This is a genomic window from Kitasatospora sp. NPDC058965, from assembly GCF_042741245.1.
In the GTDB taxonomy this organism is placed as follows: Bacteria; Actinomycetota; Actinomycetes; order Streptomycetales; family Streptomycetaceae; genus Kitasatospora.
The window spans coordinates 1-21,467 of sequence record NZ_JBHYKG010000005.1 but is presented as its reverse complement, the minus strand read 5'-3'; the positions used below and the strand labels follow the sequence as shown (position 1 = coordinate 21,467).

Here is a 21,467-nt window from a genome sequence, read left to right as displayed (position 1 = left end):
GGTAGGGCCGGCTAGCGCCTGAGCCTGCGCCAGAGCGGGCGGGGGACGAGGTGGAAGAGGGCGGACAGCGGGCCGAGCTTGCGCGGGACCCAGACCGTGGTGGCCCCGGAGGCCACGGCGGCGGCCACCGCCGCGCCGACCTCGGCGGCGGTGGTGGCCGCCGGCGCGGTCGGCATCCCGGCGGTCATCCGCCCGATCACGAACCCGGGCCGCACCAGCAGCACCCGCACCCCGCTGCCGTGCAGCGCGTCCGCCAGCCCGCGGGCGAACGCGTCCAGCCCGGCCTTGGCCGCCCCGTAGACGAAGTTCGCCTTGCGCGGGCGCACCGCCGCGACCGAGGAGAGCACCACGATCAGCCCGCGGCCCTGGGCCCGCAGGTGCGGCACGGCGGCCAGCAGGGTGGTGACGTGCCCGGTCAGGTTGGTCTCGATCAGCGTCCCGGCCGCCCGCGGGTCGGCGTCCAGGTCGGCCTGCGGCGTGAGCACCCCGGCCGCCGACACCACCAGGTCGATCGGCCCGGCCGCGAACAGGTCGTCCACCAGCCGCTGGTGGCCGTCCAGGTCGGTGGCGTCGTACGGCACGGTGCGCACCGTGTACGGCAGCGCCGCGCCGAGCTCCGCCATCCGCGACTCGTCCCGCCCGGCCAGGATCACCTCCGCGCCGGCCGGTGCGTCCAGCGCCCGGAGGATCTCGTGGCCGATCTCGCTGGCCCCGCCCAGCAGCAGGATCCGCCCGGTCCGCCGCCCCTGCCGGGCTTCCTGACCCACCATCACCGTGAAGTTCACCGACACAGTCCCAGCCTCCGTCCCAGATCCGATCGCATGGTGTCACCCGGGTCGAGCCGGGCCCGCGCGCCGCGCCAGTCGTCCAGCGGACCGTACATCGCCTCGAAGGCGGTGCGGCCGAGCCGCGCGTCCTTGGCCAGGTAGACCCGCCCGCCGGCCTCGGCCACCCGGCGGTCCAGCCGGTCCAGCACGTCGCGCAGCCGGCGCCCGGTGGCCGGCATGTCGACCGCCAGCGACCAGCCGGGCAGCGGGAAGGAGAGCGGGCAGCCGCTGGACCGCCCGAACCGCTTGACGGTGCCCAGGAACGGGGCCGCGTCCACCCGGCGCAGCGCCTCGATGGCCTCCGCGAGCAGCCCGACCGCCGGGTCCGGCACCGCGAACTGGTACTGCAGGAAGCCGCGCGGGCCCAGCGCCCGGTTCCACTCGCGCACCGCGTCCAGCCGGTGGAAGAACTCCGGCAGCTCCTGGACCCCGGTCCGCTCGCGCGGCGCCCGGCGGTACCAGAGCTCGTTGAAGGCCCGGGCGGTCAGCGGGGTGAACGGCCCGACCGGCAGCCGCGGCGCGCGCACCGCGCGGCCGGGTGCGAAGCGCAGCTCGCCGCCCTCGGGGAAGGGGCCGTCCAGGTGGTCGCCCAGGTCGACGATGCCGCGCCCGAGCGCCCGCCCGGCGGCGGTGGTGTCGATCCAGGCCACCGCGTACCGGCTGCGGGCGCCGTCCAGCTCGGCCAGCAGCGCGTCCAGGTCGGCCACCCGGCGGGAGGTGACCCGCAGCCGGGTGCTGGTGATCGGGATCAGCCGGATCGTTGCGGCCAGCACCACCCCGGTCAGGCCCATCCCGCCGACGGTGGCCCGGAACTCCTCCTGGTCCGGCGTCAGCAGGCGCACCCGGCCGGTGCCGTCGAGCAGTTCCACGCTCTCCAGCCAGTCGGCCAGGCTGCCGTCGGTGCGCTGGTTCTTGCCGTGCACGTCGGCCGCCACCGCGCCGCCGACGGTGAGCCGCCCGGTGCCCGGCAGCACCGGCAGCAGCAGCCCGCGCGGCACGGTGCGGGCCAGCACCTCGGTGAACCTGGCCGAGCCGGCCGCCCGCACGGTGCCGCCGAGCGCGTCCAGCCGGATCTCCGGCACGGTGGCGGGGGCCAGCACCACGCCGCCGGCGTTCTGCGCCGCGTCGCCGTAGCTGCACCCGGCGCCCCGGGCCAGCACCCCGCCGGTCGGCGGGTCGGCCAGCAGCTCGCGCAGCGCCGCGTCGGTCAGCGGCCCCAGCACCGCGCTGTGGCTCCCGGTGCTGCGGCCCCAGCCCTGCAGCAGCACACCGGACCTCATGCCGTCCCCGCGACGAAGAGCAGCAGCCAGACCATCTCGCACAGCAGCATCGGCCGGTCCCGGGTGATCAGGTCCTCGACCCGGAGCAGCGTGCCCTGCCCGGTCAGCCAGTCGAAGCGCAGCAGCGCCGCGGCCATCGGCACGGCCGTGAGCAGGTGGCAGAAGACCCCCCACGGCGAGCCGTTCAGCAGCGCCCAGCTCAGGTAGGCGCCGACCATCAGCGCGCTGATCGTGCGCTGGGCCACCCGCAGCCCGACGGGGGTGTACCGGCGCAGGCAGGGCCGGTGGCTGACCGCCGCGCTGCCCAGCGCCGCCAGCTCGGTGTACCGCTTGGCCACCGCCACCAGCAGCGCGCTCAGGCTGCAGACCAGCAGGAACCAGCCCGACGGCTCGACGTCGGCGGCCGCCGCGCCGCCGAGCGCGCGCAGCACGAAGCCGGAGGCCACCATGGTCAGCTCCAGCACCGGCAGGTGCTTGAGGGTGGAGGAGTAGAGGAAGGACAGCGCCAGGTAGCCGGTGACGCAGGCCGCCAGGCCCAGGCTCCCGATCGCGGCCGAGCCGGCCTCGGCCAGCAGCACGCAGCCGCCCGCCAGCAGCAGCGCGTGCCGCTCGGTCAGGTGGCCGGCCGCCACCGGCCGGTACCGCTTGACCGGGTGGCGCCGGTCCCGCTCCACGTCCACCACGTCGTTGACGAAGTAGACCGCGCAGGAGGCCAGGGTGAAGACCGCGAAGGCGACCAGCGCGTAGTCCATACCGACGATCCGGCCCTGGTCGGCGGCGGCCACCGGGGCCGCGAAGACCAGCAGGTTCTTCGGCCACTGCCGCGGGCGGGAGCTGCGCAGCACGGCGGCCGGCCAGTTCCGGGAGACCGCGGCGGTCGGCACCGGTTCCAGCTCGGGGGCCGGCAGCACCGGGGGCTGGGCGGTCACCGGGCGTACACCGCGGTGAAGTCGCGGCTGGTCGGTTCGAAGTACCGGTCGGCCGGGCGCTCCTGGTCCGGCAGCAGCTTGACCGCGTTCGGGTTGACCGGGTCCTTGGTCGGCTCGTAGTAGTTGAAGGACATCCAGGCCGGGTTGATGTCCAGCTGCATCGCCTCCACGCAGCCGGCCTGGTGCAGCAGCTCGGCCAGGGTGCGCACGGACAGCGCCGGACCGTAGGCGTAGATCAGCCGGCCGTCGGGGGTGACCCCGGCGCCGGAGCGCCAGACGAAGAACTTGCCGCCGATGGTCAGGCCCCAGCCGCTCTCGATCGCGTGGTCCACGTCGTCCGGCACCTGGCCGTGGTCCACGATCGGGCGCAGGTTCTGCCGCACCCCGACCACGTCGGGGGCCATCGAGACGCCGTTGTTCCACGCCCCGACGGTGACGTGCCCGTCCTTGTAGAAGACCAGCGAGGCCGAGCCGTCGGTGAGGCTGCCGTGGGTGACCCCGTTGAGGAAGAAGCCGCCGCCCGACTCGCGGACCTTGAACCCGCCGTTGAAGCTGGCCAGCAGTCCGTTCCGGTCCTGCGGCGGGATGTTGGGCGGCACCCCCCAGTTGTCGTCGCCCGGGTCGTCGGTGCCCGGGTGCAGCTGGAACCGGACCAGGCGCTGGTCCATCGAGACCACGCCGGCCAGGTAGGAGGTGTGCTCGTTGTCCGGGCGCAGCATCGCGCTCTGCACGGCCGGCACGCCCTTGGCGTTGCCGATCACCCGCCAGCTGCCCTCCCCCGGCAGCGGGTCGCCGGCCGGGGAGACCAGCGGGGCCGGGGTGATCGGGGCGACCGTCGGCATCTGGGTGTGCTTGCTCTCGTCCGCCCGGGTGCCGGCGCTGGGGCCGGCCACCGGGGGCTGGTTGAGCGCGATGGTGGGGCGGCCGCCGACCTTGGGCGGGTTCATCTTGTACTGGGCCGTCTCCAGCCCGGTGACCAGCGGGCCCAGGTGGTGGTCGCGGGCCCACTCGGCGACCCGGGCCTGCACCGAGTCGTTGCCCGGGGCCAGCAGTGCGGAGCCGAGCGAGTAGCTCAGCCAGACCGCGAAGAGCGCGCAGAGCGCCAGCACCACCCGCACCGAGCGGCGGCGCCAGAGGCGGCGCAGCAGCCGGGGCTTCCGGGCGGCCCGGCCCGGCTCCGCGCCCGGGACGGGACGCTCGCCGGGGGCCTGTTCGTCCGGCCCGGTGTCGGTGTCGGTCTGTGCTGCCACGTCTCTGCCTCTCCCTGGGACTACAGCCGCGTCCAGCTGATCCCGGGCAGGGACGATCGGCGAGGCGGAAAGAGGCCCGCACCGCTTGATCGAGGGCATATCAAAATGCTTGTCAGACAAATGAGTTGACGGTGTCCGGGGCAGGTCGGGAGTTCACCCGGACAGCGGAACTCCAACGGCGGTGTTACTCACCGGTCAATGACGCATCAGATCTCCCCGCCCCCTTTCGCCGACTTCCGGTGCACCGCCACCCGCCCGGGAACACGGCCAGACGTGCGCGAAAGGTTCAGACCAGTCGCGCGCGCCGATCAGGGTTGACATCGGAAGTTGGTCTAGTCCACCGTAGGGAACACGAGTTCGACGCGGTGCAGGTCAAGCCCTCATGCCTTGCCCGATCGGCAAGTTGACCCTTTGTCGCAATCCGCCGTCCTCGTCCCGTTCGCCTGTCATCCCCGTCGTGGTTTCCGAAATCCGACCCTGGAGAGCTTTCGCATGCCGTCAGCCGAGCCGTACCTGTATCGCTCCGCCGCCGATCTGCCCTATTTCAGCGCCGACGCCGACACCTACCTGGTCCGCACCCCGCTGCGGGACCTGGAGAAGACCCGGCCGCTGCGCGTGCTCTCCGAGTCCGACTTCGCGTTCTGGCAGACCTACGGCTACGTGGTGGTCAAGCAGGCCATCACCCCCGCGGCGGCCCGCCGACTGCTCGACTTCGCCTGGGAGTTCCAGGGCCTGGACCCCGCGCGGCCCGACACCTGGTACCAGGAGGTCGAGTACCGCGACGAGCTCGACCGCCACCTGCACATCTACGGCTTCGTCGAGGCGTACCACCACCAGCTGATCTGGGACAGCCGGCAGCACCAGCGGGTCTACGACGCCTTCGTGGACGTCTGGGACTGCGAGGAGCTCTGGGTCACCCTGGACCGCCTCAACCTCAACCCGCCCAACGTCGGGAACCGCTCCCGGTCGCTGATCGAGCCCACCGAGACCGGCTTCGACATCGAGCTGCACTGGGACGTCGACTCCACCCGGCGGGTGCTCCAGCAGCGGGTCCAGGGCATCATCGCGCTCCACGACACCGAGCCGGAGCTCGGCGGATTCCAGTGCTCGCCGGAGCTGTTCCGCCGCTTCGACCAGTGGAAGGCCGGTCAGCCGGCCGACCGCGACCCGATCCGCCCGAACGCCGACCGCGACGAGTTCCCGGTGGTGCGGCCGCAGTTGGGCGCCGGCGACCTGCTGATCTGGGACGGCATGCTGGCCCACGGAGTGGCCCCGAACAGCTCCGCGCAGCAGGTCCGCTCGGTCCAGTACCTGTCGATGATGCCGGCCCTGGAGGAGCACGAGGAGCTGCGCCGCTCCCGGGTGGAGTCCTGGCGCACCCTGTCCACCCCGACCTGGAACGCCACCCTGCTCGGCGACCGGGACAAGCCCGAGGCGTTGCGCTACGGCAGCGCCGAACTGACCGAACTGGGCGAGAAGTTGCTGGGTCTGAAGAGCTGGCGTCCGAGCCCGGCCGAGGAGGCGTAAGTGCGCAGAATCTGCCTGACCCTGCCGACCAACCGCGAGTGCGCCGCGACCGTCGCCGCGATCGGCGCCGAAGCCGCCTGGGCGGCCGCGCACTTCGACGTCGAGGTGCACCTGCTGGTGCTGGACTCGGCCGACGCCGACGCCCGCGCCGGACACGCCGCCGCGCTCGCGGCGCTGCCGCGCACCGAGCGGGTGGTGCCGCACCACCTGGACGAGGACGCGCAGCGCGCCTTCCTCGCCGCCGCGATCGAGCGGGCCGGGCTCGCGAAGCCGGACCACCTGCTGGAGCTGATGCTGCCCGACGGCTGCTCCTACGGCGCCTGCACCAACCGGGCGTTCCTGATCGCCGCCGCGCTCGGCTGCACCTCGGTGCACCGGCGCGACTCGGACAGCGACTACCAGGAGCTGGACGGCGAGCCGGTCTTCCCGATCAAGCACGAGCTGGCCACCCTCGGCCGCCCCGCCGCCGAGGCGGCCGCCGAGGTCACCGAGACCACCCTGGACCCGGCGCTGGCGGACCGCCCGGTCTCCCTGGTGGGTGCCACCTTCATCGGCGAACTCTCGGTCGACATCGGCGAGATCGAGCAGCTCGACCCCGAGGTCTACCACGAGGTGGTGAGCCTGTGGGCGCCCGCCGAGTGGGGGCCGCAGGAGGTGGACATGCTGGTCGCCGAGTCCTTCCGGGGCGGCGGCACCGAGCCCTTCACCGCCGACCGCAGCGTGCTGGACGTCCCGGACATGTGGCGCCTGGACATGTGCAACATCAGCTTCGACCACGAGGTGTACCACCGGGTGCCGCTGCCGCCGGCCAAGGACACCATCGGCAGCGACTACTTCCTGCTGCACGTGGTCTTCGACGCCGCGCTGCCGGGCGTGGTGCACAACCGGCACATCGTCAACTACTACACCGGCGAGCGCCGCACCGACGAGGGCTTCCAGGTCTACCAGGAGCGGTACGCCAAGTTCGTCCTCTCGATGCTCTACCTGCACCACGTCTACGGCCGGATGGCCGAGCTGGGCGGGCAGTTGCTGGACGAGCGGCACCGGGTGCGTCCCGAGCTGCTGGTCGGGGTGGTCCGGGAGAGCCTGGCGCTGGACCGCGCCCCCAACCTGGAGCGACTGGCCCGGCTGGACGCCGCCTACCGCAAGCTGGGCGGCCGGTATGCCGCCTTCGCGGACCGGCTGGCCGAGCGGGCCCCGCGTCTGCTGGACGAGGCGCAGGCGGACACCGAGGACTTCGCGCTGCTCACCGAGGTCTGGGGGCCGCTGGTCGCCGCCGCCCGGGAACTCGGGCTGCCCGATGCTCCCTAGCCCGCGGCTGCGCGCGGCGCTGGCCGCGGCCACCGAGGACGTCCTCGTCTACGACCTGGCCGGGATCGCCGGCCGCTACCGCACCCTGGTCCGCGAACTGCCCGGCGTGGCCGTCCGGTTCGCCATGAAGGCCTGCCCGGTGGACCCGGTGCTGGCCACCCTGGCCGAGGCCGGCGCCGGCTTCGACGCGGCCAGTCCGCAGGAGATCGTCCAGGCCGCCGCCACCGGGGTCCCACTGGAGCTGATCCACTACGGCAACACCATCAAGTCGGACCGGGACATCGCCCGGGCGTACGCCCTCGGGGTGCGCGACTTCGCCACCGACTGCCTGGCCGACGTCGCGGCGATCGCCGAACACGCGCCCGGGGCACGGGTCTTCTGTCGACTGGCCACCAGCGGCGCGGGGGCGCTGTGGGGCCTGAGCCAGAAGTTCGGCTGCTCCCCGGCCGACGCGCTGGAGGTGATGGCCGCCGCCCGGCGGGCCGCACTGGTGCCGGCCGGCCTGTCGGTGCACGTCGGGTCGCAGCAGATGACCGCCGAGGCCTGGCGGGCGGCGCTGGACTCGCTGGCCGAGGTGCTCGTCGCGCTGGCCGGGCGCGGCATCGCGGTCGACCACGTCAACCTCGGCGGCGGCCTGCCGGCCCTGGGCTGCCTGGACAAGCACGGCCGCCCGCTCGAACCGCCGCTGGACAAGATCTTCGCGGTGCTCCGGGAGGGCGTCCAGCGGCTGCGCGAGCTGGCCGGCGGGCGGCTGGACGTGCTGATCGAGCCGGGCCGCTACCTGGTCGCCGACCACGGCGCGATCCGGACCCGGGTGGCCCGGCTGACCAACCGCCGGCTGCTGGACGGCGAGCCGCAGCACTGGCTCTACCTCGGCTGCGGCAAGTTCAACGGCCTGTACGAGATGGACGAGCTGCAGTACCGGCTGGTCTTCCCCACCCACCCGGCCGACGGCCCCACCGTGCCCGCGGTGGTCGCCGGACCCACCTGCGACAGCGACGACGCCTACGCGCACCGCGAGGGCCTGGTCCGGGTGCCCGCCCACGCCGCCTCCGGCGACCCGGTCTGGGTGCTCTCCAGCGGCGCCTACGCCACCAGTTACACGACGCGGGGCTTCAACGGCTTCGGCCCGCTGCCCGAGCTCTGCGTCCCCGCGAGCGAAGAGGACCCCCATGAGCGGTGAACCGCTGATCCGCGTGCTGCAGGAGCGGGACTGGCCCCGGATCCGGGCGCTGGAGGAGCAGGCCTACGCCGAGCTCGGCCTGTCCGAGGGCGAGGCGGCACTGCGCTCCCGGGCCGCCGCCTCGCCGGCCACCAACTTCGTGGTGGTGGACGCCGACCGGGTGGTCGGCTACCTGCTCACCCTGCCCTACCCGGCGGGCCGGTTCCCCGACCTGACCCGGGACGAGCAGCAGGTCCACGACGAGCGGGCCAACCTGCACCTGCACGACATCGTGATCGACCGTCAGTTCCAGGTCCGCGGGCTGCCCGAGCGGCTGCTGGCGGTGATCACCGGCGCGGCCGCCGGGCTGGGCTTCGAGCAGCTCTCCATGGTCTCGCTGCGGCGCTCGCGGCGGCGCTGGCTGCGGATGGGCTTCGTGGAGCAGCCGGAGGTCGTGGTGCCGGCGTACTACGGCGAGGGCGCCGCCTACCTGACCCACCCGTGCCGCGTCCCGGCGGAGTTGACCTCGTGATCCGGGACCCGTTCCGCCGCGCCCAGCTGTCGATCGCCGCGCTCTTCTGCTTCCTCGGCTTCCAGTACGCCAGTTGGGCCTCCCGGCTGCCCGCGCTCAAGGGCCGGATGGACCTGGGCACGGGTCAGCTGGGCCTGTTCCTGATGGTCTGCGGGATCGGTGCGGCCGCCGCCTTCCCGCTGGTCGCGGTGCTGATGCGCCGGTTCGGCTCGCGCCGGCTGGCGCTGGCCGCGGCGCTGCTGCTGACCGCGGTGCTGCTGGGCTTCGCGCTGGTGCGCTCCTACCCGGTGGGCATGGTGCTCGGCGCCCTGGACGGCGTCGGCGCGGCCTGCCTGAACGTGGCGATGAACGCGCAGGGCGCGGCCCTGGAGGCCGCGCACGGGCGCACCACGATGGCCAGGCTGCACGCGACCTTCAGCGGCGGCTCGCTCGGCGGGGCGCTGCTGGCCTCGGGGGTCAACCTGGTCACCTCCTCGCTGCTGGTGCACTTCGCGGTGGCCGCGGCGCTGCTGCTCGGCCTGCTGGCGGTGGCCCGCCCGGCCCTGCTGCCGCAGGACCCGCAGCCCGCGGCGCCGACCGCCGCGAAGCAGCGGCGCGGCTTCGCGCTGCCCACCGGCGCGATGCTCTGGATGGGCCTGGCGATGGCGTTCGGCACCATCGCCGAGGGCGCGATGAACGACTGGTCGGCGCTGTACCTGCGCGACGTGGCGCACGCGGCGGCCGGGTTGATGCCGATGGGCATCGCGGTGGTCTCGCTGATGATGGTGGTGGCCCGGGTCTTCGCCGACGGGTGGCGGGCCCGCTACGGGGACGGCCGGGTGGTCCGGCTCGGCAGCGCGCTGGCCGGCGCGGGGCTGGCGCTCGGGCTGCTGGCCGGCGGGGTGGGGCCGGCGCTGCTCGGCTTCGCCTGCATGGGCCTGGGGATGGCGGCGGTCACCCCGTGCGTCTACGTGGCCGCGGCCGGCCAGGGGCCAGAGGCGCTCTCCCTGGTCGCGGGCATGGGCACCACCGGCCTGCTGGCCGGGCCCGCGCTGATCGGGCTGGTCTCCGGCCTGAGCGGCCTGGCCTGGGGGATGGCGACCATCGCGGCCTGCGCCGGCGTGGTCTCGCTCTGCGCGCTGCGGATCCGGTTCCCGGCACCGGCCGGGGCCTGACGGGGGCTCAGCCGACCAGGCGGACCGGGAGCCCGGCCAGGGCGCCGCGCAGCGCGGCGGCGAACTGGTCGTACTCGGCGGCCCGGGTGGCACTGGGGCGGGTGGCGAGCCCGATCCGGCGTCCGGGCGCCGGATCGGCGAAGTGCACGGCGGCCAGCCGGTCGGTCCGGCCGGCCTCCACCGCCAGCGCGGTCGCCGGCAGCAGCGTCACGCCCAGCCCGCCGGCCACCAGCTGCACCAGGGTGGACAGCCCGGCCGCCCTGGTGCTCCCACCGTCCGCCTGGTCCGCGCCCACCTCCCGGCACAGGTCCAGCGCCTGGTCGCGCAGGCAGTGGCCCTCCTCCAGCAGCAGCACGTCCAGGTCGAGCAGCACCTCGCGCGGCACGTCGGCGCGCCCGGCCAGCTCGTGGTCGGGCGGGGTGACCAGCACGAAGTCCTCGTCGAAGAGCGGGATGTCCCGGGTCGGCGCGCTCCCGCCGGCGGGCAGCGCCAGCAGCAGCAGGTCCAGGCGGCCCGCGGCCAGCCCGTCCAGCAGCGAGGCGGTGCGCTCCTCGTGCACGTGCAGCCGCAGGTCCGGGTAGCGGTCCCGGACCAGCCGCAGCACGGTGGGCAGCAGGTACGGCGCGACGGTGGGGATCACGCCCAGGTGCAGCGGTCCGGTGAACGGGCCGCGGGCCGCCTCCACCTCCTCGGTCAGCTCGTGCAGCGCCCCCAGCACCCGCCGGGCGTGCCCAGCCACCCGCTCCCCCAGCGGTGTGATGATCACCCTGCGGGTTGTACGCTCCACCAACTGGGTGCCGAGCGCCTCCTCCAGCGCGGCCACCGCCCCGGAGAGCGCGGGCTGGCTGGTGCCGATCGCGGCCGCCGCCTCGCGGAAGTGCAGGTGGTCGACGACCGCCAGGAACGCGCGCAGCTGGGCGACGGTGGGGGTGCGGGTCTTGCCGTGGGTACTGATAGCTCTCTCCGATCAGACGGATCGAGTCTAGCTATTTCCGTGATCAGTACCCTCCGTGCCAGGGTGGGACCGCGCCAGGATCCGTCGAATCACAGGCAATCCGGGCAAAAATCCCTCATTTTCCACACCCAGGAGAAGCGAACGTGCTCACGATCGGTGACAAGTTCCCCGAGTTCGACCTGAAGGCCTGCGTCGACCTGGACCCCGCCAAGGCGTTCGCCGACATCGACCACAAGACCTACGAGGGCAAGTGGAAGGTCGTCTTCTTCTGGCCGATGGACTTCACCTTCGTCTGCCCGACCGAGATCGCCGCCTTCGGCAAGCTGAACGAGGAGTTCGCCGACCGCGACGCGCAGGTCCTGGGCGTCTCCGGCGACTCGGAGTTCGTGCACCACGCCTGGCGCAAGGACCACGCCGACCTGCGCGACCTGCCCTTCCCGATGCTGGCCGACATCAAGCACGAGCTGATGCAGGCCTGCGGCGTGGAGGGCGCGGACGGCACCGCCCAGCGCGCGGTCTTCATCGTCGACCCGAACAACGAGATCCAGTTCGTCATGGTGACCGCCGGCTCGGTCGGCCGGAACCCCAAGGAGGTCCTGCGGGTGCTGGACGCCCTGCAGACCGACGAGCTGTGCCCGTGCAACTGGACCAAGGGCGAGGCCACCCTGGACGCCGCCGCCCTGCTGGCCGGCTGACCCATGGCCCTCGACGAACTCAAGTCGCGGCTGCCCGAGTACGCCAAGGACCTCAAGCTCAACCTGTCCGCGGTGATCGGCAACTCCGACCTGCCGCAGCAGCAGCTGTGGGGCACCGTGCTCTCCTGCGCGATGGCCACCGGCAGCCGGGCCGTGCTGTCCGAGCTGGAGCCGCAGGCCCGCGAGCTGCTCTCGGAGCAGGCGTACACCGCCGCCAAGGCCGCTGCCGCGATCATGGCGATGAACAACGTCTACTACCGCACCACGCACCTCCTCTCGGACCACGAGGAGTACGCGAAGCTGCGGACCGGGCTGCGGATGAACATCATCGGCAACCCGGGCGTGGAGAAGCTGGACTTCGAGTTCTGGTGCTTCGCGGTCTCCGCGCTGAACGGCTGCGGCCAGTGCCTGGACTCGCACGAGCAGGTGCTGCGCAAGGCCGGGGTGGACCGGGAGACCGTCCAGGTCGCCATCCGGATCGCCGCCGTGCTGCAGGCCGTCGCCTCGGTGCTGGACGCCGAGGCCGTGCTGGCCGGCTGACGCCGCCCGACCGCCTCACCGCCCGACGGGGCCCCACGTCGCGACGTGGGGCCCCGTCAGCGCGTGCAGCCCCGCCACCGCCTCGGCCCCGAAGACCAGCGCGGCCCGCGGCGCGGTGCGCAGCCGCAGCATCTCGTAGAGCACGTCGGCGAACGGCTGCACCGCCAGCGCCTGCACCACGGACGAGGCCTCGTCCCGCTCCTCCTGGTCGACCAGCCGGGCCAGGTCGCGCAGCATCGAGCGGCACCGGACGTAGGCGTGCGCCCGGCCGCGCTCCAGCACCGGGCGGTCCAGCCCGAAGATCCGGATCGTCTCGCTCCCCTTGGGGGTGCGGGCCCGGTAGGCACCGGTGACCAGCACCAGGTCCAGGTGGTCGGCCGGCTCCTCGCTGGTCGGGTCGATCAGCAGCGGCTCGCCGCCCCGGTCCGTCGGGAACAGGTCGCGCTTCTGGTTGCTGTTGCAGAACGAGCAGGCCCACAGGTGGTTGAGCCAGTCGAAGGCGCGCTGCGGGGCCCGCGCGATCGGCTCGAAGTGGTCGATGCTGGTGCCCTCGCTGTCGCCGCAGTACATGCAGCGGGACAGCCCCGAGGCCATCGCGATCAGGTGGACCATCAGGTCCCGGCGGATGGTGCGCGCGTCCCGCCAGGCCTCCCGGGCGGCGCCGCGGTGCGCGGCGATCCGCTCGGTGCGGGCCACCATCCGGGCGGTCAGCTCCTCGGGCAGCGGCCCGCGCTGCAGCGGGATCACCGCGGGCGCCCGAGCCGGGCCGCCACCTCGTCCACCCGGGCGGTCAGCGAGCTCATCAGCTTCTCCGTCAGCTCCTGGTACTCCGCCAGCTCCGCCTCGTCCGCGTCCCCCGCCAGCACCCGGCCCTCCAGGTCGCCGATCCGCCGCCGGGCGTCCTCGGCCCGCGCCGAGTACGGGGACTCCAGGCCGAACAGCTCGGAGAGCACCGCGTCGTCCCCGCTGCCGTAGACGACCCGGCGGTACAGCTCCTCGCTCACCGGCTGCGGCGGCGCGTCCTCGTCCGGGCCCGCTATCCGGATCAGTCCGCCCGGGTCGGCCGCCTGGCAGATGTAGGGGCTGTGGGTGGAGACGATGAACTGCACCCGGGGGAAGTGCGCCTTGAGCCAGGGCCCGATCCGCTGCTGCCAGCTGACGTGCAGGTGGGCGTCGATCTCGTCGATCAGCACCACTCCGGGCAGCGCGAGCGCGCCGTCGGCCTCCAGCGGCAGCTGGCCGTAGCAGTTCTGGAACTGCCGCACCAGGTCCAGCACCAGGGCGGCCACCGTGCGGTAGCCGTCGCTCAGCTCGCGCAGCGGGAAGGCGGGGCCGTCGCCCCGGTGCACCCACAGGCCGTCGGAGTCCACCCGGGCCACCGCGAAGCCGTCCGGCAGCAGGCCGTCGGAGAGCAGGCCGGTCACCACGTCCAGGGTCTGCTGGGCGCCGGGGCGGCCCTCCAGCCGGCGCACGTGCTGGTCGATCAGCCAGGAGACCCCCTCGGCCAGCGAGGCCTCCTCGTGGAAGAGGGTGGCCAACCGCCCGACCGGGCCGGCCGAGAGCATCAGCCGCTGGCTCTCCCCGGCCGCGCCGAGCAGCCGGCGGAACGGGCCGTAGCCGGCGAAGAACCAGCCGCGCGGGTTCTCCGCCCAGGGGCCGCGCTCGGGGCTGGCCGAGCCGAAGGCCGCGAGCTCCGGGCGCGGGCCGCCGGCCGTCGGGAGGCCGCCGGCCGGCACCTGCGGCAGGGTCCAGCGCAGGCCGACCTTGAGGTCGTACTTGGGAGCCTTGCCGCTGCCGGCCAGCCGGTCCACCGACCAGTCCGGGCGGACGAAGGCCTGCACCCAGCCGGTCCGCTCGCCGGTGCTGAGCCAGCCGGAGAAGTCGCTGACCAGGCTGCGGGCCACCGAGGGCCCGCCCAGGGCCAGCGCGAGGGCGCGCAGCAGGGTGGTCTTGCCGGCGCCGTTGCGCCCGGCCAGTACCGTCCAGCCCGCCTGGGGCAGCTCCAACTGCCGCACCTCGCGGGCCGGGGTGAACCCCCGGATCCCCGAGATGCCCAGCCTGGTCACATACATGACGACAGTTTAGGAGCTGGGGGCGGGCTCCGGGGAGTGGTCGGGCACACCGGACCCGGCCTGCGCGGCGGCTTCCTGGGCGGCCTCCAGCGCCTCGAAGACCTCGTCGGCCGCGGCGTGCCGCTTGCGCAGGTGGCCGACGACCGTGTTGGTCACCGCGATCAGCGGCACCGCCACGATCGCCCCGCCGATCCCGCCGACGATCGAGCCGGCCGCCACCCCGAGCACCACGCCCAGCGGGTGCACCCGCACCGCCCGGCCCAGGATCAGCGGCTGCAGCAGGTGCCCCTCGATCTGCTGCACGGCGACCAGCACCACCAGCACCATCGCCGGGGTGTAGAGGCTGTGACTGGTCACCAGCGCGACCAGCACCGCCAGCGTCCCGGTGACCAGCGCGCCGACCAGCGGCACGAAGGCGCCCAGGAAGATGATCACGGCCAGCGGCATCGCCAGCGGCACCCCGAGCAGCTGGATGCCGATGCCGATGCAGAGCGCGTCGATGAAGGCCACCGCCACGGTGCCGCGCACGTAGGCGGTCAGCGTGGCCCAGGCCTTGGGACCGGCCCCGGCGATGGCGTACCGGGACTGGCTGGGCAGCGCCCGCAGCACCCAGTTCCAGATCTTGGCGCCGTCGTAGAGCATGAAGTAGGTGGTGAAGACCGCCAGCAGCACCCCGGTGATCACCTCGATCACGATGTTCACGGTGGTGAAGCCGAGCGAGGTGAGCTGGTCGGTGTTGGAGCCGATCGCGGTCTGGAGCTGCTTGGTGAACTGGGTCAGCTGCTGCGGCGTCAGGTGCATCGGGCCCTTGACCAGCCAGTCGTGCAGCTGCTGGACACCGGTGGAGGCCTTCGCCGACACGTCCGAGATGTTGGTGCTGACCTGCCAGAAGACGAACCAGCCGACCAGCCCGATGCCGCTCAGTCCGGCCAGGAAGGTGCCGAGCGCGGCCAGCGCCCGGGGCACCCCGTGCCGGCGCAGCCAGGAGACGGTGGGCTCCAGGAAGGCCGAGATCAGCAGGCCGGCCAGGATGGCGAAGGCGACCAGCCGCAGCATGTCGACCACGTAGAAGATCACGTAGAGCGCGGCGCCGAGCAGCAGCAGCCGCCAGGCCGACTCGGCGGCCACCCGCAGCCCCCAGGGCACCGCGTCGGCGGGCGTGGCGGGCCGGCCCGGGTGCGGGTTGCGCGGCCGGGCGCGCGGCAGTTCCACCGCGGGTGCCGGCTCGCGCACCACCACCCGGACCACCTCGCGCGGGGCCGGGATCGACTCCACCGGGTCCACCGGCTCCACCGGCGGCGCCGCGCTCTCCGCGGCCGCCGCCGCGCGGCGGCGGCGGTCCAGGAAACCGGTCAGCCGGGCGGCGCCCAGGGCCACCCTGGCGCCCGCCCCGCCGCGCTGCTCACCCCGTGCCATAAGCCTCTGTCCTCCCGGTCCCCCGCGGCCACGCCGCGGCTCTCAGGGCACGCTACCGGCCCGGGGTACCCGGTGGGAGCACCGGGGCGGAAACGGGGCGAGCCCCCGACCGGGAACGGTCGGGGGCTGCACGCCGGGAAGGCCTAGGGCCTGTCTGACCATTCGCGTCGGATCAGGCCGGGTCGTTCGGTGCGTGCTCTCGGCGTGCGGCAGGAACGCCCTCGTAGCGGAGCTACTTGGGCGTTTCGGCCGTGCGGCGAGAGTGGGTGCCGGGCGGGCCGGACCCGGCGGGAATGGTCAGACAGGCCCTAGTACCAGCTGTGGGCCTGCCAGAACGACCAGGCGCCGCAGGGGCTGCCGTAACGGTCGTTCATGTAGCCCAGGCCCCACTTGATCTGGGTCGCGGGGTTGGTCTTCCAGTCCGCACCGGCCGAGGCCATCTTGGACCCGGGCAGCGCCTGGACCAGACCGTAGGCGCCGGACGGGTTCATGGCCGTGTAGTTCCAGCCGCTCTCGCGGGTCACGATGTTGCTGAAGCACTGGAACTGCGTGTCGTTGCCGATGATCGACTGGGCCAGCGCCTGGACGGAACCCGGGCTGACCGAGACGGGGGGCGCGGCGGCGAGCGCGGATCGGGCCGAGGCCCGGTTGGCGGCCTCCTGCGCGTCGGCGGCGGCCTTCGCCTTGGCGGCGGCATCGGCAGCGGCCTTGTCCGCGTCGGCCTTGGCCTGCGCGTCCGCGGCGGCCTTCACCCGGGCGGCCTCGGCGGCAGCCTTGCGGGCGGCCTCGTCGGCAGCCTGCTTCTGGGCGGTGGCCTGGTGCTCGATGCTGTCGCTGACGACCTGGGCCTGCGAAGCCGACGGGATGTCAGCGAGGAGCGAAGCGCCCGCGACGTCCACCGGCTGCGACGGCTTGGCCTCGCTGCCCGAAGCCACACCCACGACGGCACCGACAGCGGTGACCGCGGTGGCGGAGGCCACGGCAACTCCCCGGACCGAGATCCGAGTCACATGGTTTCCTTCCAGCGTCGCCCCCGCGTGACCGTGGGGACGCAACATGCCCCTGGTCTCTGGCCTCCACCTGCTGCTGGTCACGGGAGACACTGGCCCGGCGTCCGCCCCGGCGAACCGGTGCGGGCGTGAAGATCGGGCGGCGTACGGTCCGTCCATATGGAGTTGACGCCCAACGGAAGGGCCGTACGCGGGGCCTGACAGAACCCACACCATGCCGCAACCCGACGCGGAAGCGCAATTCCCGGTTGCGTGGCGAAGCTCACATCCTCGACCCCCGGCCGGTTCTGACCGTTCGATGGACAACCGGCGGTGCGATGTGCTGACGATCCGCCCGGACGCCGGGAGAACCCAGCGGCCGGGCGGATCGTTCGTCGACCTTCTTTTCCCATGGTCCGATCGGCGGACCGGGGGTCAGGGCTGGAAGTCCTCCAGCATTTCGGTCACCAGGGCGGCGATCGGGGAGCGCTCGGAGCGCGTGAGGGTGATGTGCGCGAAGAGCGGATGCCCCTTCAGCTTCTCCACCACCGCCACCACGCCGTCGTACCGCCCCACCCGGAGGTTGTCCCGCTGCGCCACGTCGTGGGTGAGCACCACCCGCGAGCCCTGCCCGATCCGGGACAGCACGGTGAGCAGCACGTTGCGCTCCAGCGACTGCGCCTCGTCCACGATCACGAAGGCGTCGTGCAGCGAACGGCCCCGGATGTGGGTCAGCGGCAGCACCTCCAGCATCCCGCGGGAGAGCACCTCCTCGATCACCGCCGGCGTGGTCACCGCGCCCAGCGTGTCGAAGACCGCCTGCGCCCAGGGGCTCATCTTCTCCGACTCGCTGCCCGGCAGGTAGCCGAGCTCCTGGCCGCCGACCGCGTACAGCGGCCGGAACACCATCACCTTGCGGTGCTGGCGGCGCTCCAGGACCGCCTCCAGACCGGCGCACAGCGCCAGCGCCGACTTGCCGGTGCCGGCCCGCCCGCCCAGCGAGACGATGCCCACCTCCGGATCGAGCAGCAGGTCCAGTGCGACCCGCTGCTCGGCGCTGCGCCCGCGCAGGCCGAAGGCCTCCCGGTCGCCGCGCACCAGTTTGACCCGTCCGTCCACGGTCACCCGGCCCAGCGCCCGACCGCGCTCGGACCCGAGCACCAGGCCGGTGTGCACCGGCAGGTCCTCGGCCCCGTCGATGGTCACCGCGGCCTCGTGCGGGGCGCCGAACAGCTCGTCCACCTGATCGGCGGCCACCGGCAGTTCGGCCATCCCGGTCCACCCGGAGGTGATCGCCAGCTCGGCCCGGTACTCCTCGGCGAGCAGGCCCACCGCGCTGGCCTTGATCCGCATCGGCAGGTCCTTGGAGACGACGGTGACGTCGTACCCCTCAGCCTGCAGGTTGCGGGCGACCGCGAGGATCCTGGTGTCCGCCTCGCCGCCGCCGACCCGGTAGCCCGCCGGCAGCACCGACGGGTCCGAGTGGTTCAGCTCGACCCGGATCGAGCCGCCGATCTCCCCGACCGGGATGGGCTCGTCGAGTCGCCCGTGGCGGACCCGGTAGTCGTCGAGCAGGCGCAGGGCCTGGCGGGCGAAGTAGCCCAGCTCGGGGTGGTGGCGCTTGGCCTCCAGCTCGGTCACCACGACCACCGGGAGCACGACCTCGTGCTCCTCGAAGCGGGTCATGGCGAGCGGGTCGGCCAGGAGCACGCTGGTGTCAAGGACGTACGTGCGCCGGTCTGGTGTCCGGCGGCTCTTGGTACTGACCACTAGGCCTCCAGGGCGGGTGACCCTGCGTCACCCGCGGCTCACCGGCCCCCGCACCCCCTGTTGGGCAGGGTGCCGGTATGCCTGTTGTATGCCCTGACGGTGCGTGGGGCATGCCCTGGAAATCGAAGTCGTTGATCAGTGCAGATGAATTCTCGGTTACCCCGCCCGCGCGGCGTGAGCCGAGGTCAGCCCCCGTAGCGGCGGTGGCGCTGTTCGTACGCGCGCAGCGCCCGCAGGAAGTCCACCTTGCGGAAGGCCGGCCAGTAGGCCTCGCAGAAGTAGAACTCGCTGTGCGCGCTCTGCCAGAGCAGGAAGCCGGACAGCCGCTGCTCGCCGGAGGTGCGGATCACCAGGTCCGGGTCGGGCTGGCCCTTGGTGTACAGCCGTTCCGCGATGTGCTCGACGTCGAGGATCTCCACCAGCTCCTCGATCGAGGTGCCGCGGTCGGCGTGCTCCTGGAGCAGCGAGCGGACCGCGTCGGCGATCTCGTGCCGGCCGCCGTAGCCCACCGCCACGTTGACGGTGATGCCCTCCAGGTGCTCGGTGGCGGCGGCCGCCTCCTTGAGGATCCCGGCGGTCTTGGCCGGCAGCAGGTCCAGGGTGCCGATCGGGCGGATCTTGTAGCGGCGCAGCGCGGCCAGTCCGGTCACCGCGTCCTCGATGATCCCCAGCAGCGGGACCAGCTCCTCGGCGGGGCGGGAGAGGTTGTCGGTGGAGAGCATCCAGAGGGTGACGACCTCGATGTTGGTCTCGTCGCACCAGCCGAGGAACTCGGCGATCTTGTCGGCGCCGCGCTGGTGGCCGAAGACCGTGGTGCCGCCCGCCGCCTTGGCCCAGCGGCGGTTGCCGTCCATGATCACGCCGACGTGGTGCGGGGTCCGGGCCAGGTGTACCTCGACCCGCTGGCCGTAGAGGCGGTACATGCTGCCGAGCACCGACCGCAGCCCTGGCGTGCGCTCCACGACATCGCGCAGACCCATAGTTCAGCCCCTCCGAGCAGTGACCCCCTGGTCCTCGGCCCTGGCCGCCAAAGGTCCTGGTGCAGGGTACTCCGGGAGCCTCCTCGCTGGGAAAGCCGCAGGTCGCACCGTTCAACCGAGAAGTCGGTCCGGTCGGCCGACGAACGGTCTCGACCCGGACACGGCGAGGTCTCCGGAACCTTAAGGAACCCGTAAGGGGACGAACGGATGCTTGACGGGTGCCATTGGTCTAGTCCAGCTTGTTCGACAACGCAGCTGCCGGGCCTCCCGGCGGCCCTGCGACTCCAGACGTGTTCCACCTGTTCTGCGGTTCTTCCCTCCCCCACACGGGGCCGCCGCGACCCCCACCGCGGCGGCTCCTCTCCTCCCTTACAGGAGAGTTCGTCATGGCCCGTACGGTCGTCCCGTCCTCCCACCGCCGGCCCCGCCGGCGCGCGCTGCCCGTGCTCGCCGCGGGCACCACCGCCCTCGCCCTGGCCGGCACCGGCCTGGCCCTGTTCGCCGGCGGCGCCAGCGCCGCGACCGGCAACCTGACCACCAACGGCGGCTTCGAGAGCGGCCTGACCGGCTGGAGCTGCACCGGCGCCGCCGCTGCCGTCTCCTCCCCGGTGCACAGCGGCACCGGTGCGCTGCAGGCGACCCCGAGTTCCTCGGACACCGCGCAGTGCACCCAGACCATCCCGGTCCTGCCCAACTCCAGCTACACGCTGGCCGCCTGGGTGCAGGGCCCGTACGTCTACCTGGGCGCCACCGGGACCGGCGGCACCGACCCGTCGACCTGGTCGAGCCAGAGCAGCTGGAACCAGCTGAGCACCAGCTTCACCACCGGCGCCAACACCACCAGCGTGACGGTCTACCTGCACGGCTGGTACGGACAGGCGGCGTACTCCGCGGACGACGTGACGCTGATCGGTCCGGGCGGGTCCTCGACCCCGACGCCCACGCCGACCCCGACCCCGACGCCGACGCCGACCCCCACCCCGACGCCGACGCCGACGCCCACCCCGACTCCCACCCCGACGCCCACGCCGACGCCGACCCCCACGCCGACGCCGACGCCCACCCCGAGCCCGACCTCGACCAGCACCCCGCCGGCCACCGGGCTGCCCAAGCACGCCCTCACCGGCTACTGGCAGAACTTCGACAACGGGGCGACCGACCAGAAGCTGGCCGACGTCCAGTCGAACTACGACATCATCGCGGTCTCGTTCGCGGACGCCACCAGCACGCCGGGCGCGATCAGCTTCACCCTGGACCCGACCCTGGCCAAGAACCTCGGCGGCTACACCGACGCCCAGTTCAAGGCCGACATCGCCGCCAAGCACGCGGCCGGCAAGAAGGTCGTGCTCTCGATCGGCGGCCAGAACGGCGCCATCACCGTCGCCGACTCGGCCTCGGCCACCAACTTCGTCAACAGCGCCTCCGCGCTGATCCAGAACTACGGGTTCGACGGGATCGACATCGACCTGGAGAACGGGATCAACTCGACCTACCTGGCGCAGGGCCTGCACTCGCTGGCCGCCAAGGTCGGCAGCAACTTCGTGCTCACCATGGCCCCCCAGACCATGGACATGTACACCACCGGCAGCGCCTACTTCCAGCTGGCGCTGGCCACCAAGGACATCCTGTCCGTGGTCAACACCCAGTTCTACAACTCGGGCAGCATGCCGGGCTGCGACGGCAAGAACTACAACCAGGGCACCGAGGACTTCATCACCTCGCAGGTCTGCACCTACATCCAGGGCGGCCTGTCCCCGGCCCAGGTCGGCATCGGCGTCCCGGCCTCGGCCTCCGCGGCGGGTGGCGGCTACGTCAACTCCACCGTGGTGAACAACGCGCTGGACTGCCTGGCCAACGGCACCAACTGCGGCACCTTCGTCCCGCCGGCCAAGTGGCCGACCATCCGCGGCGCGATGGCCTGGTCCACCAACTGGGACGCGAAGAACGGCAACGACTTCTCCACCAACGTGGGCAACCACCTGCACGGCATGCAGTAACCAGCAGCCACACACCCCGGCGGCCGACCTCTTGAGGGAGGGGCCGGCCGCCCCGGCGGGGCCCGCCGCACCGAGCAGGTG

At 73.1% G+C, this 21,467-nt stretch carries 19 protein-coding genes; 8 read left to right on the top strand and 11 right to left on the bottom strand.

All coding sequences use genetic code 11. From position 1 onward, the window contains the following. Positions 1–11: 11 nt before the first annotated feature. The 4 genes from ACFW1A_RS01830 to ACFW1A_RS01815 are packed head-to-tail and all read right to left on the bottom strand — an operon-like array spanning position 12 to position 4,286. Positions 12–791: an SDR family NAD(P)-dependent oxidoreductase gene (locus ACFW1A_RS01830; RefSeq protein WP_380402370.1), complete on the bottom strand. Its 780-nt coding sequence runs from the start codon at positions 789–791 to the stop codon at positions 12–14. Beyond that, entirely contained in the window at positions 782–2,107 is a 1,326-nt protein-coding gene (locus ACFW1A_RS01825) for an FAD-dependent oxidoreductase (protein ID WP_380402367.1), read from the bottom strand. Before ACFW1A_RS01825 ends, ACFW1A_RS01830 begins: the two co-directional genes overlap by 10 nt. Continuing rightward, positions 2,104–3,036, bottom strand: coding sequence for a decaprenyl-phosphate phosphoribosyltransferase (locus ACFW1A_RS01820; protein ID WP_380402364.1), 933 nt, complete (start codon positions 3,034–3,036; stop codon positions 2,104–2,106). The genes ACFW1A_RS01825 and ACFW1A_RS01820 overlap by 4 nt, the downstream gene beginning before the upstream one ends. Continuing rightward, positions 3,033–4,286 (bottom strand): hypothetical protein, encoded by a 1,254-nt coding sequence (locus tag ACFW1A_RS01815; protein ID WP_380402362.1) that lies wholly within the window; start codon positions 4,284–4,286, stop codon positions 3,033–3,035. The genes ACFW1A_RS01820 and ACFW1A_RS01815 overlap by 4 nt, the downstream gene beginning before the upstream one ends. Positions 4,287–4,778: 492 nt before the next feature. On the opposite strand from ACFW1A_RS01815, the gene ACFW1A_RS01810 reads away from it, so the two are divergent. The 5 genes from ACFW1A_RS01810 to ACFW1A_RS01790 are packed head-to-tail and all read left to right on the top strand — an operon-like array spanning position 4,779 to position 9,972. Beyond that, the gene (locus ACFW1A_RS01810) at positions 4,779–5,813 is read left to right on the top strand and encodes a phytanoyl-CoA dioxygenase family protein (RefSeq protein ID WP_380402359.1); all 1,035 of its coding nucleotides are present in this window, start codon (positions 4,779–4,781) and stop codon (positions 5,811–5,813) included. Then, positions 5,814–7,124, top strand: coding sequence for a DUF6271 family protein (locus ACFW1A_RS01805; RefSeq protein WP_380402357.1), 1,311 nt, complete (start codon positions 5,814–5,816; stop codon positions 7,122–7,124). Continuing rightward, a complete protein-coding gene (locus ACFW1A_RS01800) occupies positions 7,114–8,307 on the top strand; it encodes a type III PLP-dependent enzyme (protein WP_380402354.1) in 1,194 nt (397 codons plus the stop codon). Before ACFW1A_RS01805 ends, ACFW1A_RS01800 begins: the two co-directional genes overlap by 11 nt. Next, complete coding sequence (locus ACFW1A_RS01795) at positions 8,297–8,818, top strand: GNAT family N-acetyltransferase (protein ID WP_380402351.1); 522 nt, start codon at positions 8,297–8,299, stop codon at positions 8,816–8,818. The genes ACFW1A_RS01800 and ACFW1A_RS01795 overlap by 11 nt, the downstream gene beginning before the upstream one ends. Then, complete coding sequence (locus tag ACFW1A_RS01790; protein WP_380402348.1) at positions 8,815–9,972, top strand: MFS transporter; 1,158 nt, start codon at positions 8,815–8,817, stop codon at positions 9,970–9,972. The genes ACFW1A_RS01795 and ACFW1A_RS01790 overlap by 4 nt, the downstream gene beginning before the upstream one ends. A 7-nt stretch (positions 9,973–9,979) precedes the next feature. Here the strand turns inward: ACFW1A_RS01790 and ACFW1A_RS01785 are convergent, their stop codons facing one another. Then, positions 9,980–10,927, bottom strand: coding sequence for a LysR substrate-binding domain-containing protein (locus ACFW1A_RS01785; RefSeq protein WP_380402501.1), 948 nt, complete (start codon positions 10,925–10,927; stop codon positions 9,980–9,982). 143 nt (positions 10,928–11,070) lie between these two features. Here ACFW1A_RS01785 and ACFW1A_RS01780 point away from each other — a divergent pair, with 143 nt between their 5' ends. Together ACFW1A_RS01780 and ACFW1A_RS01775 are read left to right on the top strand one after the other, a co-directional pair. Then, entirely contained in the window at positions 11,071–11,622 is a 552-nt protein-coding gene (locus ACFW1A_RS01780) for a peroxiredoxin (RefSeq protein ID WP_380402345.1), read from the top strand. 3 nt (positions 11,623–11,625) lie between these two features. After that, a complete protein-coding gene (locus ACFW1A_RS01775; RefSeq protein ID WP_380402342.1) occupies positions 11,626–12,162 on the top strand; it encodes a carboxymuconolactone decarboxylase family protein in 537 nt (178 codons plus the stop codon). 15 nt (positions 12,163–12,177) lie between these two features. On the opposite strand, the gene ACFW1A_RS01770 is transcribed toward ACFW1A_RS01775, so the two are convergent. The 6 genes from ACFW1A_RS01770 to ACFW1A_RS01745 form a co-directional block, all read right to left on the bottom strand. Continuing rightward, on the bottom strand, positions 12,178–12,909 hold the full coding sequence (locus ACFW1A_RS01770; RefSeq protein WP_380402339.1) for an HNH endonuclease: 732 nt from the start codon (positions 12,907–12,909) through the stop codon (positions 12,178–12,180). Then, complete coding sequence (locus ACFW1A_RS01765; protein ID WP_380402334.1) at positions 12,906–14,234, bottom strand: AAA family ATPase; 1,329 nt, start codon at positions 14,232–14,234, stop codon at positions 12,906–12,908. The genes ACFW1A_RS01770 and ACFW1A_RS01765 overlap by 4 nt, the downstream gene beginning before the upstream one ends. A 9-nt stretch (positions 14,235–14,243) precedes the next feature. Beyond that, the gene (locus ACFW1A_RS01760; protein WP_380402330.1) at positions 14,244–15,650 is read right to left on the bottom strand and encodes an AI-2E family transporter; all 1,407 of its coding nucleotides are present in this window, start codon (positions 15,648–15,650) and stop codon (positions 14,244–14,246) included. Between the two features lie 308 nt (positions 15,651–15,958). Next, complete coding sequence (locus ACFW1A_RS01755) at positions 15,959–16,660, bottom strand: transglycosylase SLT domain-containing protein (protein ID WP_380402327.1); 702 nt, start codon at positions 16,658–16,660, stop codon at positions 15,959–15,961. A 414-nt stretch (positions 16,661–17,074) separates the two neighbouring features. Continuing rightward, positions 17,075–18,409 carry a PhoH family protein gene (locus tag ACFW1A_RS01750; protein WP_380402324.1) on the bottom strand — a complete coding sequence of 445 codons (1,335 nt, stop codon included), beginning with the start codon at positions 18,407–18,409 and terminating at the stop codon, positions 17,075–17,077. A 185-nt stretch (positions 18,410–18,594) separates the two neighbouring features. Then, the gene (locus ACFW1A_RS01745) at positions 18,595–19,389 is read right to left on the bottom strand and encodes an isoprenyl transferase (protein ID WP_380402321.1); all 795 of its coding nucleotides are present in this window, start codon (positions 19,387–19,389) and stop codon (positions 18,595–18,597) included. A gap of 386 nt (positions 19,390–19,775) precedes the next feature. On the opposite strand from ACFW1A_RS01745, the gene ACFW1A_RS01740 reads away from it, so the two are divergent. Further along, positions 19,776–21,386 carry a chitinase gene (locus tag ACFW1A_RS01740; RefSeq protein ID WP_380402318.1) on the top strand — a complete coding sequence of 537 codons (1,611 nt, stop codon included), beginning with the start codon at positions 19,776–19,778 and terminating at the stop codon, positions 21,384–21,386. Positions 21,387–21,467 lie beyond the last annotated feature (81 nt).

Coding starts and splice junctions, on each gene's coding strand:
- ACFW1A_RS01825 (WP_380402367.1), bottom strand. CDS start 2,107: ATGAGGTCCGGTGTGCTGCTGCAGGGCTGGGGCCGCAGCACCGGGAGC.
- ACFW1A_RS01800 (WP_380402354.1), top strand. CDS start 7,114: ATGCTCCCTAGCCCGCGGCTGCGCGCGGCGCTGGCCGCGGCCACCGAG.
- ACFW1A_RS01760 (WP_380402330.1), bottom strand. CDS start 15,650: ATGGCACGGGGTGAGCAGCGCGGCGGGGCGGGCGCCAGGGTGGCCCTG.
- ACFW1A_RS01810 (WP_380402359.1), top strand. CDS start 4,779: ATGCCGTCAGCCGAGCCGTACCTGTATCGCTCCGCCGCCGATCTGCCC.
- ACFW1A_RS01765 (WP_380402334.1), bottom strand. CDS start 14,234: ATGTATGTGACCAGGCTGGGCATCTCGGGGATCCGGGGGTTCACCCCG.
- ACFW1A_RS01795 (WP_380402351.1), top strand. CDS start 8,297: ATGAGCGGTGAACCGCTGATCCGCGTGCTGCAGGAGCGGGACTGGCCC.
- ACFW1A_RS01775 (WP_380402342.1), top strand. CDS start 11,626: ATGGCCCTCGACGAACTCAAGTCGCGGCTGCCCGAGTACGCCAAGGAC.
- ACFW1A_RS01745 (WP_380402321.1), bottom strand. CDS start 19,389: ATGGGTCTGCGCGATGTCGTGGAGCGCACGCCAGGGCTGCGGTCGGTG.
- ACFW1A_RS01740 (WP_380402318.1), top strand. CDS start 19,776: ATGGCCCGTACGGTCGTCCCGTCCTCCCACCGCCGGCCCCGCCGGCGC.